We start from the raw sequence: 13,807 nt of genomic DNA, 5'->3' as shown, positions 1-13,807 counted from the left end.
CAGTACCCCTCGTGAGACGTGCGGTCGTACGGTGGAAAGTCCCGGCGGTGCGGCGGTGCGGCGGTGCGGCGGTGCGGCGGTGCGGCGGTGCGGCGGTGCGGCCGGGTGGGAGGCGGTGCGTCGCGGGACGTCGTGGAGAGCCGGACGAAAGGCCCTAACCGTCCAGTTCGCTGATCTCCTCGACCAGCCGCTGGTACTGCGCGCGGTCCGCGTACGGACTCATCGCCACCGTGGCCAGCCGTCGGCGCAGCTTCGCCCCCCGGTCGCCCAGCGGCATCACCGACAGCGTGCGCGGCGGCGGCGTGCGGACCCGGAACCGCGCGATGCTGCTGCCCACCATCGTCGCCTCCGCGATGTGGTCCTCCTGCTCGTTGTCGCCGGACAGCAGGCACGTCTCCGACCACACCCGCAGCTCGCTGTCGGCCATCACGATCCCGTCCCCGCCGCGCCGGGCGCCCTGTGCCCTCAACTGCTGCCGCGCGTCGGCGCGGACCGCGTGCACCAGGTCGCTCCAGCCGCGCACCTCGACATTGGACCAGGAGTACGTCTGCGCGGTGGTCCGGTAGTCGTCGTGGCGGATGCCGATCGACATGCCGACCAGCAACTCGACCGGTACCCACCCGGCGGCCAGCAGCTTCGCGAAGCCCTGCCCGTCCAGATGCGAGGTGAACGGCTGCTCGGCGTGCCGCTCGCCCTCGGCGCGCACCGCGGTGCCGATCACCTTGAACTCCAGGCAGTCCGCCCGCCCGGTGAACGGCGCCATGGTCAGCGCGGCGGCCACCACGCCGTCGCCCCCCAGCGCCCGGCACTCCGCCGTCATCCGGGTCAGCGCGGTCCGCCGGGCCCGGTCGAAGACCTCGACGAGCGGGCGCGACGGCGAGCCGTTCCCCGACAGCGCGACCGGCGCGTCGAAGCGCGCGGCGCTGCGGTAGCGGTAGCGCGCCGCGGCGAACTGGCAGTCGTGGTAGCCCCAGAACCTGCCGCTGCGCCCGATGCGGAAGACCGCCGACCCCATCACCTGCCCGACCGGCCGGAAGCCGACCGAGCGGATCGCGGCGAACTCGCCGGTGGACAGCGCGGACGTCCACGTCCCGCTGTCCCCGGCCGAGGACAGCCGACCCGCCGCGGCGGGCGGTAGGCCCTCACTGCTCCATGGCACGGACATGGGTCCCCCGTCTCCCGTAGGCGAGCCGCGATGCTCTGCCCTGAACCTTAGGGCCTGCTCCCGCCGCAGCCGTAGACGGGCCCGTGGCGCCCCCGGTTCCCGCGACCGGGGGCGCCGCCCGGTACGTGCCTCCGGTCCGCCGGCCCCGGCCGGCCGGCTCGGTGCCCTCGCCCACCGCGGCCTCGGGGCCGGCCGCCCGGGCCCCTCCCGTCCGCGCCGATCCCTCCTCCGCGCCGGTGCACCCGTCCGCGCCGACCCCTCGTGCGCGCCTACTCCTCGTACGCGCGGACCGCGACCACGTGGGCGTGCCGCGCGCCGTGGACGGCGTCCACCGCGATCCGCAGCGCGCCGGCCCGCACCGGCTCGGCGAGGCGGTGGACGCGGTGGCGGCGCCGGTTGCCGCGGACCGTCTCCACCGTCCGCCACCGCCCGTCCTCGCCGCGCACCAGCACCCGGTAGTCCCTGACGAGTTCCGGCATGACCTCGAACGGGGTGCGGTGCCGGTGCAGGTTGTTGAGGTACTCGTCCACGTCGTCGTCGAACACCACCTGGACGGTGCGCAGGACGACGGGCCCGTCCCACTCCAACTGGAGCCACTCGTCCGCGTCCGCGGGATCGGCCAGCTCGGCCGAGGACCACATCTGGGGCCCGCCGTACGGCCGCTGGTAGCCGCCGACGGCGCGGTCCGGCGCGAACGCGGCGGTGGGCGGCTCGGCGTGGAAGCAGAACGAGCGGCGGCGCAGCTCGCGGGCCGACCACTCCAGCACGTTCTGCCCGTCCTCCTCGGGGATGTCGTGGTCCACCGCTGCGTCGCCCTCGGCCCGGCGGCGCAGCGACAGCACGCCGTCCACCCGCCCGTCCCCCAGGTACAGGTCCGTGTCCCGGCGGGCGCGGACCACGACCACGACGTTGTGCGGCCGCGCCGGCCGGTGGTCGAACCGCGCGCGGACCCAGTGCGGCCCGCCGGGCGGCACCGGCACCGTGACGGTGGCCAGGTGGTCGGCGGGGACCCCGTTCTCCGGGAGTCCGGTGCCCCACAGCTCCACCGTCAGCTCGGCGCCCCCGGGTTCGCGCGTGCGGGCCAGCAGTTCCACCGCGTCCAGCGCGGGGTCGGCCGGCAGCAGCAGCGCGACGTCCCGGGCGAGCGGGTACGGTTCCGCCCGCGCCCCGTCCGCCCCGGCGTCCTCCGCCCGCGCCCCGTCCGCCCCGGCGTCCTCCGGCCGCACTCCCTCCGGTGCGGCGCCGTCCGCCCGCGCCCCGCCCCGCGGGGTGCCGAGGACGTCCTGGGTGGAGGAGGCGGTGACCCGGGCGCCGCGGGCCAGGTCGCCGGGGTCGGTGTTGCGGACGCCGATCACCGAGGCGTCCTGGCGCAGCAGCGTCTGGGCGACCAGGCCGGCGCGGTCGTGGGCGAGTTCCCGTGGGGTGAGCCGGTGCTCGGCGCACAGCGCGGCGGCGGTGCCGGCGGCCTCGCCGAGCGTCGCGCAGGTCGCCATGACGCGGGTGGCGCCGAACGCGATGTGGGTCGCGGAGATGTTCCGCCCGGCGAACAGCAGGTTGGTGACGTTGGCGGAGTACAGGCAGCGCAGGGGGATGTGGAAGACCCCGTCGGCGTACCGCTGGCGGGCGCCGGGCTCCTCGGCGTACATCCCCTGCACCGGGTGCAGGTCCACCGACCAGCCGCCGAAGGCGACGCGGTCGGCGAACTGCCGCTGTCCGAGGATGTCCTGCTGGGTCAGCGTGTGGTCGCCGACGAACCGCCGGTACTCGCGCTTGCCGGGCAGCGACCCGGCCCACTCCAGCGTCAGGTTCGCCGCGTCGAACTCGCCGGAGTTCTTGATGTGGTCCCACACGCCCATGACCACCGACTGGAGTTCGTCGCGGATGCGCTCGTTGTCGTGGACGGTGTCCAGCTCGCCGCCCCACTCGATCCACCAGTAGTCGCAGCCGTTGTCCCCGGTGCGCAGCACCCGGTTGCGCAGGATCGGCGTGGTGGCCAGGTCCTTGGCGTAGGAGGGCGCGACGAACTTCACCGGGCGGCCGGCGTCCTTGGTGGAGAACAGGATCGTGGAGCCCAGCAGCGCCTCGTCGGCGACCTCCGGGGCCCAGCTCTCGCCGTACTGTGAGCGCGCCTCGCGGCCGATCCGGTAGCGGGCGCCGGCCAGGTGCCCGACCAGGCCGTCGCCGGTGCAGTCCAGGAACTGGGCGGCACGGAAGACCGTGGTGCGCTCGGCGCCCATGGTCCACCCGGTGACGGACCGCACGGTCCGCGCCTCCTGCGGCCCGTCCGCCGCGACCTCCCGCACGTCGGTGTTCAGGTACAGGTCGACCAGCGGCTCGGCCAGCACCGCGTCCAGGACGACCTGGTCCCAGTAGTGCGGGTTGCCCTCGGGGTTGCGGTACTGGTTCTCGGTGTACAGCTCGCCCATGATGCCGGTCTCCCGCGCGTAGCGGTGCACGCCGTGCGCGGTCGCCCCGCACACCCACACCCGCACCTCGCTGCTGGAGTTCCCGCCCAGCACCGGCCGGTTGTGCACCAGCGCCACGCTGCGGCCCAGGCGCGCCGCGGCCACCGCCGCGCACACCCCGGCCAGCCCGCCGCCGACCACCACGACGTCGTGGTCACGCTCTTCAGTGCGCACGGCCGGCCCCCGTCACCGCGACGCCCGCCGTCGCCGGGCCCGCGCACCGCGCCGGCAGCCACTCGAGCTGGCGCAGCGTCTGGAAGGGACCGCCGCCCTCGTGGTCGTTGAACGGGTAGACCTCGATCGCCTTGTCGGCGCCGCGGTAGGAGTTGTAGGCCGCGAAGACCGTGGAGGGCGGGCAGGTGGTGTCCTCCAGGGCGACGGAGAACAGCGCGGGCGCGGTGGCGCGCGCGGCGAAGTGGGCCCCGTCGAAGTACGCCAGCGTGCGGAAGGCGGCGTCGACGTGATCGCGGTGCGCGCGCAGGTAGGCGGCGATCTCGCGGTACGGACCGCTCCCGGCGACGCGCAGGGCGCGCGGGAAGTGGCACAGGAACGGCACGTCCACCGCCACCGCGGCGAGGCCGGGCACCAGTCCGGCCACGGCCAGGGTGATGCCGCCGCCCTGGCTGCCGCCGGTCACCGCGACGCGGGAGGGGTCCACCCGCGGGTGAGCGCGCACCGCCTCCACCGCGCGGACTGCGTCGGTGAACAGCCGCCGGTAGTAGTAGCCGTCCCGGTCGCCGATCCCGCGGGTCATCTGGCCGGGGTGCGCGGGGGCGCTGCCCACCGGGTCCGGGGTGTCGCCGACCGAGCCGCCGCTGCCCTGGCCGCGGGAGTCCATCACGAGGCAGGCGAAGCCGGCCGCGGGCCACAGCAGGTGCTCGTGCGGCAGGCCGCGGCCGCCGTTGTAGCCGATGTACTTCACCACCGCCGGCAGCGGACCCTCGCCGCCCGCCGGCAGCAGCAGCCAGCCCTTCACCGGGTGGCCGCCGTACCCGGCGAACGTGGCGTCGAACACCTCCACCCCGCTCAACGGCGCCTCGAACGGGGCGAAGCGGGCCCCGACGGGCACCGCGCGGGCCTCTTCGAGGGTGCCGGTCCAGAAGGCGTCGAAGTCGTCGGGCTCCGGCTGCTCGGGGCGGTACCGGCGGAGTTCTTCCAGCGGCAGGTCGAATGCGGGCATCAGCGACTCTCTGTCGGGTGCGGCGCCGACGCGTCCGGGGGCGGGCGCCCGGGGGAGGGCGACCGCGGACGGACGGCTCCGGGCGGGTGGCGGGACGGGCGGCGCGCGGGCGCGGCGGCGGGTGGCGGACGGGCTTCGGGCAGGCGGTGGTCCGGGCGCGGTGCGCCCGCCCCGGAACGCTAGGAGTAAGCGCTTTCCATGTCAATGGCGCAGTCCAGAAGCCGGGGAGGGTTTGCATGGAGAGTGCGCTTTCTGGCAGCGTGCCGCGGGGCGTCCGCCTGCCGGCGAGGTCGTCCCGGGGGTGCGGCGACCCGCCGGAAGCGGCCGGGTACGCGTCTGCCCGGGAGCCGCCGGGGACGCCGACGGACATGCCGCAGCCGGCCCGCCCGGGCCGCCCGACCCCTCACGGAGACACCGATGGCGCGCCGCCCGATGCCGCCCCGAACGCACCCGTACCCCTTCGACCCGACCTACGGCCACGACCTCGACGCGCTCACCGCGGTGCCCGGTCCGGACAACGAGCCCGACGACTTCGCCGCGTTCTGGCGGGACCTGTACGAGCGGTGCCGCGAAGTCCGGGTGGACGCGCGGATCGAGGAGCGCCTGGACGACGGCTGGCGGCGCGGCGCCGGCCCGGACGACGGGTCCGCGGGTGGCGGCGCCCCGGACGGCCCCGCCCTGGTGGCGTACCGGATCAGCTACACCTCGCTCGGCGGGGTGCGGCTGGGCGGCTGGCTCACGCTGCCGGCCGACGCCGAGCCGAGTCGCGCCGCGGTGGTGGCGCACGGCTACGGCGGCCGGGCGGCGCCGGACCCGCGGCTGCCGATCGACGGCGTGGCGGCGGTGCAGCCGTGCCTGCGCGGGCTGCCCGCGCTCAGCGAGATGCCGGACATCGGCACTCCGCACGTCCTCCAGGGGATCGCGTCGCGCGGGACGTACGTGCACGGCGGGTGCGCCGCGGACGTGTGGTGCGCCGTGACGGCGCTGCACGAACTGGTGCCGGCCACCCGGAGCCTGCGGCTGGACTTCCAGGGCACCAGTTTCGGCGGCGGCATCGGCGCGCTGGCGCTGCCGTGGGACGAGCGGTTCACCTCCGGCCAGCTCACCGTGCCGAGCTTCGGCAACCACCTCCTGCGGGTCGGCCTGGAGTGCCTGGGCAGCGGTTCCCACGTGCGCGAGCGGTACCTCTGCGACCCGTCCGTCCTGGACGTCGTCGCCTACTTCGACGCGGCCACCGCCGCCCGCCACCTGCGCATCCCGGTCCACGTCGGTGCGGCCCTCTTCGACGCGTACGTCCCCCCGCCCGGCCAGTTCGCGGTCTTCAACAACCTCGCCGGGCCGAAGGAGTTGTACGTCATGCCGTTCGGCCACTACTTCGACCACCCCGACGACGCGGCCCAGCACGCCCTGCTCCGGTCCGCGATCCGCGCCTTCTTCGCCCGCACCGCCCCCTGACGTCCAAGGTGACGATCCGTGACCGCCGGGTGGTGCGGGCGGGACGGAAGGGGCGCGGCATCCCGGGGGCCGCGGCGCGGGCGAGGGGCGGCGCGGCCGCGGAGGAGCCTCCACAACGGTCGCGTACATGAACGCCGAACGACAGTATGAACCTGAGTGGGTTGAGAGCGCGATTACAACGTGGGAGAGGGACACTCTCCGGCTTCCTCTTCACATGGGTGAACCGATGTCGCCCGTGTTTCTTCGTCGCGCGTCTTGACCTGAAAACGCGCACCGCTGCACACTGAGCGTCATCCCCCCACCGGGATGAGCCGCAGCCTCCCCGTACCGGACGGGCACCGCCGCCGTCCTCTGTGCGGCGTTCACCTGCGCACCACCGTCACGCGCACTTCCCCAGCACCTCAGCGAACCTCAGCACCTCAGCGAACACGGCCGCTTGCCTCCGCGCCGCGCGCACGTCGCTGCCCCGCAACGAGACGAGGAGCACCCCATGACCGGAATCAGCCGTCGCGTCTTCATCAGGGCCGCCGGAGTCGGCTCGGCCGCCCTGGCCCTGCCGCTGGCCGGCGGGGTGGCGCGGGCGAGCGCCGACGGCGCGGCGGCGAAGCCGCACGTCCTGAGCGGGACGGTGAGCGCGTCGGGCGCCTGGAAGGTCACGGCGAGCGCGCTGGGCTGGAGCTTCGGCGGTTCGGTCGGCGCCGCCACCGGCATCGCCACCGCCTCCGGATCGGACGCCCTCGGGACGTACACCGAGACGACCTTCACCTTCCAGTCGGGCGCCCGCAAGGGCGGCATCCGCGTCTACGACAGCGCCTCCGCGGTGGTGTTCACCGACACCTACGTGAAGGCCGCGGCGAACGCCTCGCCCTTCCCCACCTTCACCTCCTACCCGTCCCTGGCCCACCAGTTGAGCCACAGCGACTGCTTCGGGCGGCCCCAGTTCAACACCTTCGCGGGCGCGTCCGACAGCCCGTGGGTCTTCTTCGACGACGCGGGCAACACCTTCGTGCTCTCGGCCGCCGACCACTTCCAGGAGGCGCAGACCAGCAAGGCGTCCAGCGGGGCGATCGCGGCGGGCGTGGTCAGCGCCGTCGGCAGCCTGCCGGCCGGCTACACCCGCAAGACGATCCTGACCACGAAGGACGGCGTCGGCGCCGCCTACCGCGCCTGGGGCAACGCGGTGCGCACGCTCGCGGGCAAGACGGTGCCGGCCAACGACACGGGCATCGTGCTGAGCACCCTGGGCTACTGGACCGACAACGGCGCCGACTACTACTACAAGTTCGACGCGTCCAAGGGCTACACCGGCACCCTCCTCGCGGTGCGCGACGAGTGGGCCGCGCAGAAGATCCCGATGGGCTACATGCAGCTCGACAGCTGGTGGTACCCCAAGGGCCCGAACGGCGACTGGAACGACCTGCCCGACGGCACCTCACTCTACGAGGCGGACGCGGAACTGTTCCCCGACGGCCTCGCCGCGTTCCGCAAGGACCTCGGCATGCCGCTGGTCACGCACGCCCGGTGGATGGACAAGTCCAGCCCGTACCACGACGACTACGCGTTCTCCGGCAACGTGGTCATCGACCCGGGGTGGTGGCAGGAGATCATGGCCTACCTCAAGGAGGGCGGCGTCGTGGTCTACGAGCAGGACTGGCTGTGCAACAACGCCAAGCCCGCCGAGAACCTCACCGACGCCGACGCCTTCTTCGACAACATGGCCCACCAGGCGGCGGCCAACGGCATGGACCTCCAGTACTGCATGGCGCTGCCGCGCGACTACCTGCAAAGCGTCCGCTACCCGAACCTCACCACGATCCGGGTCAGCGACGACCGCTTCGACAGGCCCAAGTGGGACATGTTCCTGTACGACTCGCAGTTCGCCGCGTCGCTGGGGATCTGGCCCTGGGTCGACGTGTTCATGAGCGGCGAGACCAACAACCTGCTGCTGGCCAACCTGTCCGCGGGGCCGGTGGGCGTCGGCGACGCGCTGGGCAAGGTCAACGCCGAGAACCTCTTCCAGGTGGCCCGCGCCGACGGGATCATCGTCAAGCCGGACTCGCCGATCGTCCCCACGGACGCGACCTACGTCGCCGAGGCGGCCGGGAAGCTGCCCGCGATGGTGGCGACCACCCACGTCCAGCACGCCGGCGGCCTCGGCTACGGCTACGTCTTCGCCTACGCCCGCCAGACCCCGGCCCCGCAGCAGGTCTACCAGGCCGAGAGCGCCACCCTGTCCGGTGCGACGGTCGGCACCGACAACTCCGGCTACACCGGCAGCGGTTACGCCGACTTCCAGCACGACACCGGCGACTACGTCCAGTGGACGGTGACCGCGCCCGCGGCCGGCACCTACACCCTCCAGTTCCGCTACGCCAACGCCTCGTTCACCGACCGCCCGCTGGCGGTCTCGGTCAACGGCGCCGCCGCGCAGACCCTGTCGTTCCCCTCGACCGGATGGTGGACCACCTGGACCGTCGTCGGGCTGACCGCGAAGCTCGCCAAGGGCGCCAACACCGTGCGCGCCACCGTCACCGGCGCCAGCGGCGGCAACATCGACTGGCTCGGCGTGACCCAGGGCACGATCGCCACCGGCCCGGTCCAGAGCGCCTCCTTCACGCTGGCCGAGGCCGGCGTCGGCGGGCAGGCGTACGCCTACGACTACTTCGCGGGCACCGGCGCGCTCGTCGCCGCCGGCGGCAGCGTCAAGGCGACCGTCTCCACCGGCACCTACTGGGTGGTGGCGCCGGTCGGGCCGTCCGGGATCGCCTTCCTCGGCGACGCGGGCAAGTTCGTCGCGCACGGCGACAAGCGCATCAAGAACCTCAGCGACGACGGGACCGTGCGCACCACCGTCTCCTTCGCCGCCGGCGAGGCGCCGGTCACGCTGCACGGCTACGCGCCGAGCAAGCCGACCGTCACCGCGACCACCGGCAGCGTCGGGGCCGTCACCTACACGGCGTCCACGGGGATCTTCTCCGTGGCCGTCACCGCGGGCGCCGGGAACGAGGCAGTCGTCGCGATCTCCCGCTGACGCCGGCGGCGCCGCCTCGGCGGCGCCGGGACCGGGGCGCCCCGTGGCAGCGGGGAGCCCCGGTCCGCACGGTCGCCCGCAGGGCGGGGGCCCGCCGCGCCGACCGGTCCGTCCGCGGTGCCGGCCGCGGGAACCACGGCCCGGCGCCGGCCCCGTCCGCACGAACCCGTACTCCGCTGGTGGTCGGGCGATCGGTACCACCGAAGCACTGATCCGTACCACCGAGCACTGGGCACCACCGCCCGCAGACGCGCGGGCGGCTCCGGCACCACCCGGCCAAGGCCGCCGGCACGACGCGCTCGGCGCGGCGGCCGCGGCCCCCCACGGAAGGTGAGTACAGCAGATGAGAAGACTCCTCGCGGCGGCCGCGACGGGAGCCGCCGCGCTCCTGGCGGCCGTCGGCGCGCTCGCCCCGAACGCGTCGGCCGCGGCCCCGTCGGCCGCACCCGCCTCGGCCACCGCACCGGCCGCGCTGCGGGTGATGCCGCTGGGCGACTCGATCACCTGGGGTGTCGGCAGCAGCAGCGGCAACGGCTACCGCATCCCGCTGCGTGACGAACTCACCGGCGAGGGCCACACGGTCGACTTCGTCGGCGGCCTCCAGAGCGGCACCATGGCGGACCCGGACAACGAGGGCCACCGCGGCTGGCGGATCGACCAGATCGCCGGCATCGCCGACTCGACGCTCAGCATCTACCGGCCCAACGTCATCACGCTGATGATCGGCACGAACGACCTCAACCAGGCGTACGAGGTCTCCACCGCCACGCAGCGGCTGCACGCCCTGGTGGACCAGATCACCGCCGACGACCCGGGCGTCACGGTGCTGCTCGCCACGCTGATCGTGTCGACCAACTCCATCGAGGAGCCCTATCGCCCGGCGTTCAACGCGGACGTGCCGGGCATCGCCCGGGACGAGCAGGCGGCCGGCAAGCACGTCCGCTACGTCAACATGGGCGCGCTGACCGCCTCCGACCTGTCGGACCCGCTGCACCCCAAGGACAGCGGCTACCAGAAGATGGCCGACGCGTTCGACAGCGGTATCCAGGCCGCCGACGCGGCCGGCTGGATCGGCGCCCCCGGCGCCAGCGGCGTGGTGTACTCCGGCATCGCCGGCAAGTGCCTCAACGACGACCACGCCCTGACCGACAACGGCACCCCCATCGAGGTGCGCGGCTGCAACAACACCAACGCGCAGTGGTGGACCCGCCGCAGCGACGGAACCCTCCAGGTCTACGGCAAGTGCGCGGACGCCACCGGCGGCGGCACCGCGAACGGCACGCTCGTGCAGCTCTACGACTGCAACGGCACCGGCTCGCAGGTCTGGCAGCCTTACGACGGCGGCTACCGGAACCCGCAGTCCGGGCGGTGCCTGGACGACCCGAACTCCTCCACGGTGGACAACACCCAGCTCCGGCTGTGGGACTGCAACGGCACCAACGCCCAGAAGTGGACCACCCTCCCGGTCACGTAGCCCCGTTCACCCGGCCACCCGCACCCCACCGGCCCGGCCCGCGGCGTCCTGCGTCGCGGGACGGGCCGGTGGGGTCGGGGCCGGCCGGCCCCGCCGGACCCCTCAGGCCGCGCCGAGTTCCTGGAGGACCGCGCGGTTGAACGCCGGCAGGTCGTCCGGCTTGCGACTGGTGATCAGGGTGTTCGGCCCGGCCGTGCACACCTCGACCTGCTCGTCCACCCAGGTGGCTCCCGCGTTGAGCAGGTCGGTGCGCAGGCTCGGCCACGAGGTGAGGGTCCGGCCGCGCACGGTGTCGGCCTCCAGGAGCGTCCAGGGGGCGTGGCAGATCGCCGCGACCGGCTTGCCCGCCGCGAAGAAGCCGCGCACGAGGTCGAGCGCCTTGGCGTCCTGGCGCAACGCGTCGGGGTTGGCCACGCCGCCGGGCAGCACCAGCACGTCGAAGTCGTCCACCGACGCCTCGTCCACCGTCAGGTCGGACGGGAAGGTGTCGGCCTTGTCCAGGTGCCGGAACGCCTGCACCTCACCCGCCTCGGGCGCGATCAGCGTGGGGGTCACCCCCTTGTCGGACAACGCCTGCCACGGCGAGGTCAGCTCCACCTGCTCGACACCCTCGGTAGCGGTCAGGAAAGCGGCACGCACGACATCACACCCTCTCGTCGGCTTCACTCGGTCCGGTGCGTTCCACCGGGTACCCACACCGCCGCACCGGAAACGGCCCCCGCCCCTCGCCGCCGTCCGCCCCCCGCCGCCGTCCGCCCGGCGGCGGCGCGCACGTGTCGGACCGCGGGCACCGGGTACCCGAGGACGGTCGGCGGCTTCGGCACGTGCGCTGCCGGGGCCGGCGGCACGACGGGACGCGTCCCCACGCGACGGAGCGGGCCGACGAGCGGAGGGCGGCTGATGGCCTCGACGACGGACACGGCGACCACGGTGCGCGGCGGACGGCACACCGTACGCCTGAACCGGCCGGACAAGGTGCTCTTCCCCGACGACGGGCTCACCAAGGCCGACCTGGTCGCGTACTACCGCGCGGTCGCGCCCCGCATGCTCCCGCACCTGCGGGGACGGCCGCTGATGCTGGAGCGCCGCCCGGACGGCGTCGAGGGCGGGTCCTTCATGCAGAAGGACGTGCCGCGGCACTTCCCCGACTGGGTCCACCGCGCCACGGTGCCGAAGGAGCACGGCACCCTCACCCACCTGGTCTGCGACGACACCGCCACACTCCTGTACGCGGCGTCGCAGGCGTGCGTCACCCCGCACCGCTGGCTGTCCCGGGCCGACCGGCCGCACCACCCCGACCGCCTCGTCTTCGACCTCGACCCGGCCGAGGACGACTTCGGTCCGGTGCGCGGGAGCGCCCGGCTGCTGCGCGCCCTGCTCGCCGACCTGCGGCTGCCCTGCGCGGTGATGACCACCGGCTCCCGCGGCCTGCACCTGCTGGTGCCGCTGGACCGGCGCGCCCCCGCGGACGAGGTGCTGCGCTTCGCCCGCGACGTCGCCGCCACGCTCGCGGCCCGGCACCCCGGGCAGCTCACCACCGAGACCCGCAAGGCGGCCCGGCGCGGCCGGCTCTTCCTCGACGTCGGCCGCAACGGCTACGCCCAGACCTCCGTCGCACCGTACGCCGTGCGTGCCCGGCCCGGCGCACCCGTGGCCATGCCGCTGACCTGGGCCGAGGTGGACGATCCGGCCACCACGGCACGGCGCTGGACCCTGCGGGACATCGGCGCCCGCCTGCGCGGACCCGACCCCTGGCAGGACACCGCACTGCGCCGCGGGCGCTCGCTCGGGCCGGCCGCGCGCCGGCTGGAGGCGCTGCGCGACGCGGACCACCGACCGGAAGGATGATGCGGCATGGTGCAGCTCGGCTACACGATGATGACCGAGCAGGCGGGACCGCGTGACCTCGTGGAACACGTGGTGGGCGCGGAACGCGCCGGCTTCGACTTCTCCGTCACCTCCGACCACTACTCCCCCTGGCTGGACGCGCAGGGCCACGCGCCGTACGCGTGGAGCGTGCTCGGCGCGGCCGCGCAGGCCACCGAGCGCATCCCGCTGATGACGTACGTGACGTGCCCGACCACCCGCTACCACCCGGCGGTCGTCGCGCAGAAGGCGGCGACGGTCCACCTGCTGTCCGAAGGCCGCTTCCGGCTCGGGCTCGGCTCCGGCGAGAACCTCAACGAGCACGTGGCGGGCGGCGGCTGGCCGCCGGTGGCGACGCGGCTGGAGAGGTTCGAGGAGGCGGTGGGCATCATCAGGGCGCTGCTCGACGGGGCCGAACTCGACCACCACGGGCCGCACTTCGAGGTGCGCGGCGCCCGGTTGTGGGACCTGCCGGACACGCCCCCGCCGATCGGCGTGGCGGTCTCCGGTCCGCGGTCGTGCGCTCTGGCCGGGCGCCTCGCCGACCTGGTCATCGCCACCGAGCCGGACCGCGGCCTGCTGGAGGCGTTCGACCGCGAAGGGGGAGCGGGCAAGCCGCGGGTCGGCCAGTTGCCGGTGTGCTACGACCCCGACCGCGAGGCGGCGGTCGCCCGGGCGCACGAGCAGTTCCGCTGGTTCGGCAACGGGTGGAAGGTCAACGCGGAGCTCCCCGGCACCGCCGGGTTCGCCGGCGCCACGCAGTTCGTCCGGCCCGAGGACGTCGCCCGGTCCATCCCGTGCGGCGACGACGTCGGGGCGTTCGTGGACGCGGTGCGCCCGTACGCCGACGCGGGCTTCGACGAGATCGCGCTGATCCAGATCGGCGGCGCCCACCAGCAGCCGTTCCTGGACTGGGCCGAGCGGACCCTGCTGCCCGCACTGCGCGACGCCCTGTGACGCCCGCGCGGCCGGCAGCAGCCGGCAGGCGGCCGTGAACGGCCCTGGGACCACGGCCCGATGACCGACACCCGGCCCGCCCCGGTGGCGGGTCGCCGGGCGCGGTGGCCACTTCGCCGCGCTGGAGAACCCCAACGTGCTCACCACCGACACCCGCGACCACTTCACGGCGGGCGTCCGAACCTGCCCGCGCCGTGGGCAGGTTGCCGAGCGC

At 74.4% G+C, this 13,807-nt stretch carries 9 protein-coding genes; 5 read left to right on the top strand and 4 right to left on the bottom strand.

Annotated features, from left to right (window positions below; all coding sequences use genetic code 11):
* Positions 1-154: 154 nt before the first annotated feature.
* From RVR_RS02090 to RVR_RS02080, 3 genes are all read right to left on the bottom strand, one after another.
* Positions 155-1,165, bottom strand: coding sequence for a heavy metal-binding domain-containing protein (locus tag RVR_RS02090; protein ID WP_202232146.1), 1,011 nt, complete (start codon positions 1,163-1,165; stop codon positions 155-157).
* Between the two features lie 269 nt (positions 1,166-1,434).
* A complete protein-coding gene (locus RVR_RS02085; RefSeq protein WP_202232145.1) occupies positions 1,435-3,804 on the bottom strand; it encodes an FAD-dependent oxidoreductase in 2,370 nt (789 codons plus the stop codon).
* Complete coding sequence (locus RVR_RS02080) at positions 3,794-4,810, bottom strand: acetylxylan esterase (protein WP_202232144.1); 1,017 nt, start codon at positions 4,808-4,810, stop codon at positions 3,794-3,796. Before RVR_RS02080 ends, RVR_RS02085 begins: the two co-directional genes overlap by 11 nt.
* A 417-nt stretch (positions 4,811-5,227) precedes the next feature.
* On the opposite strand from RVR_RS02080, the gene RVR_RS02075 reads away from it, so the two are divergent.
* The 3 genes from RVR_RS02075 to RVR_RS02065 all read left to right on the top strand — a co-directional run bounded on the left by RVR_RS02075 (position 5,228) and on the right by RVR_RS02065 (position 10,770).
* The gene (locus RVR_RS02075) at positions 5,228-6,265 is read left to right on the top strand and encodes an acetylxylan esterase (protein WP_202232143.1); all 1,038 of its coding nucleotides are present in this window, start codon (positions 5,228-5,230) and stop codon (positions 6,263-6,265) included.
* A 490-nt stretch (positions 6,266-6,755) separates the two neighbouring features.
* On the top strand, positions 6,756-9,296 hold the full coding sequence (locus RVR_RS02070; protein ID WP_202232142.1) for a CBM35 domain-containing protein: 2,541 nt from the start codon (positions 6,756-6,758) through the stop codon (positions 9,294-9,296).
* 343 nt (positions 9,297-9,639) lie between these two features.
* A complete protein-coding gene (locus RVR_RS02065) occupies positions 9,640-10,770 on the top strand; it encodes an SGNH/GDSL hydrolase family protein (RefSeq protein ID WP_202232141.1) in 1,131 nt (376 codons plus the stop codon).
* 102 nt (positions 10,771-10,872) lie between these two features.
* On the opposite strand, the gene RVR_RS02060 is transcribed toward RVR_RS02065, so the two are convergent.
* Positions 10,873-11,409 carry a type 1 glutamine amidotransferase domain-containing protein gene (locus RVR_RS02060; protein ID WP_202232140.1) on the bottom strand — a complete coding sequence of 179 codons (537 nt, stop codon included), beginning with the start codon at positions 11,407-11,409 and terminating at the stop codon, positions 10,873-10,875.
* Between the two features lie 261 nt (positions 11,410-11,670).
* On the opposite strand from RVR_RS02060, the gene ligD reads away from it, so the two are divergent.
* Both ligD and RVR_RS02050 read left to right on the top strand, forming a co-directional pair.
* Complete coding sequence (ligD, locus tag RVR_RS02055) at positions 11,671-12,618, top strand: non-homologous end-joining DNA ligase (RefSeq protein ID WP_202232139.1); 948 nt, start codon at positions 11,671-11,673, stop codon at positions 12,616-12,618.
* Between the two features lie 6 nt (positions 12,619-12,624).
* Positions 12,625-13,593 (top strand): LLM class F420-dependent oxidoreductase, encoded by a 969-nt coding sequence (locus RVR_RS02050; RefSeq protein ID WP_202232138.1) that lies wholly within the window; start codon positions 12,625-12,627, stop codon positions 13,591-13,593.
* The last annotated feature ends 214 nt before the right edge of the window (positions 13,594-13,807 follow it).

Source organism: Streptomyces sp. SN-593, assembly GCF_016756395.1.
Taxonomy (GTDB): domain Bacteria; phylum Actinomycetota; class Actinomycetes; order Streptomycetales; family Streptomycetaceae; genus Actinacidiphila; species Actinacidiphila reveromycinica.
This window is presented reverse-complemented; position numbering and strand designations above follow the sequence as displayed.

Excerpts from the sequence above, each read along its gene's own strand:
- RVR_RS02080 (WP_202232144.1), bottom strand. The coding sequence starts at position 4,810 with ATGCCCGCATTCGACCTGCCGCTGGAAGAACTCCGCCGGTACCGCCCC.
- RVR_RS02070 (WP_202232142.1), top strand. The coding sequence starts at position 6,756 with ATGACCGGAATCAGCCGTCGCGTCTTCATCAGGGCCGCCGGAGTCGGC.
- RVR_RS02090 (WP_202232146.1), bottom strand. The coding sequence starts at position 1,165 with ATGTCCGTGCCATGGAGCAGTGAGGGCCTACCGCCCGCCGCGGCGGGT.
- RVR_RS02065 (WP_202232141.1), top strand. The coding sequence starts at position 9,640 with ATGAGAAGACTCCTCGCGGCGGCCGCGACGGGAGCCGCCGCGCTCCTG.
- RVR_RS02075 (WP_202232143.1), top strand. The coding sequence starts at position 5,228 with ATGGCGCGCCGCCCGATGCCGCCCCGAACGCACCCGTACCCCTTCGAC.
- ligD (WP_202232139.1), top strand. The coding sequence starts at position 11,671 with ATGGCCTCGACGACGGACACGGCGACCACGGTGCGCGGCGGACGGCAC.
- RVR_RS02050 (WP_202232138.1), top strand. The coding sequence starts at position 12,625 with ATGGTGCAGCTCGGCTACACGATGATGACCGAGCAGGCGGGACCGCGT.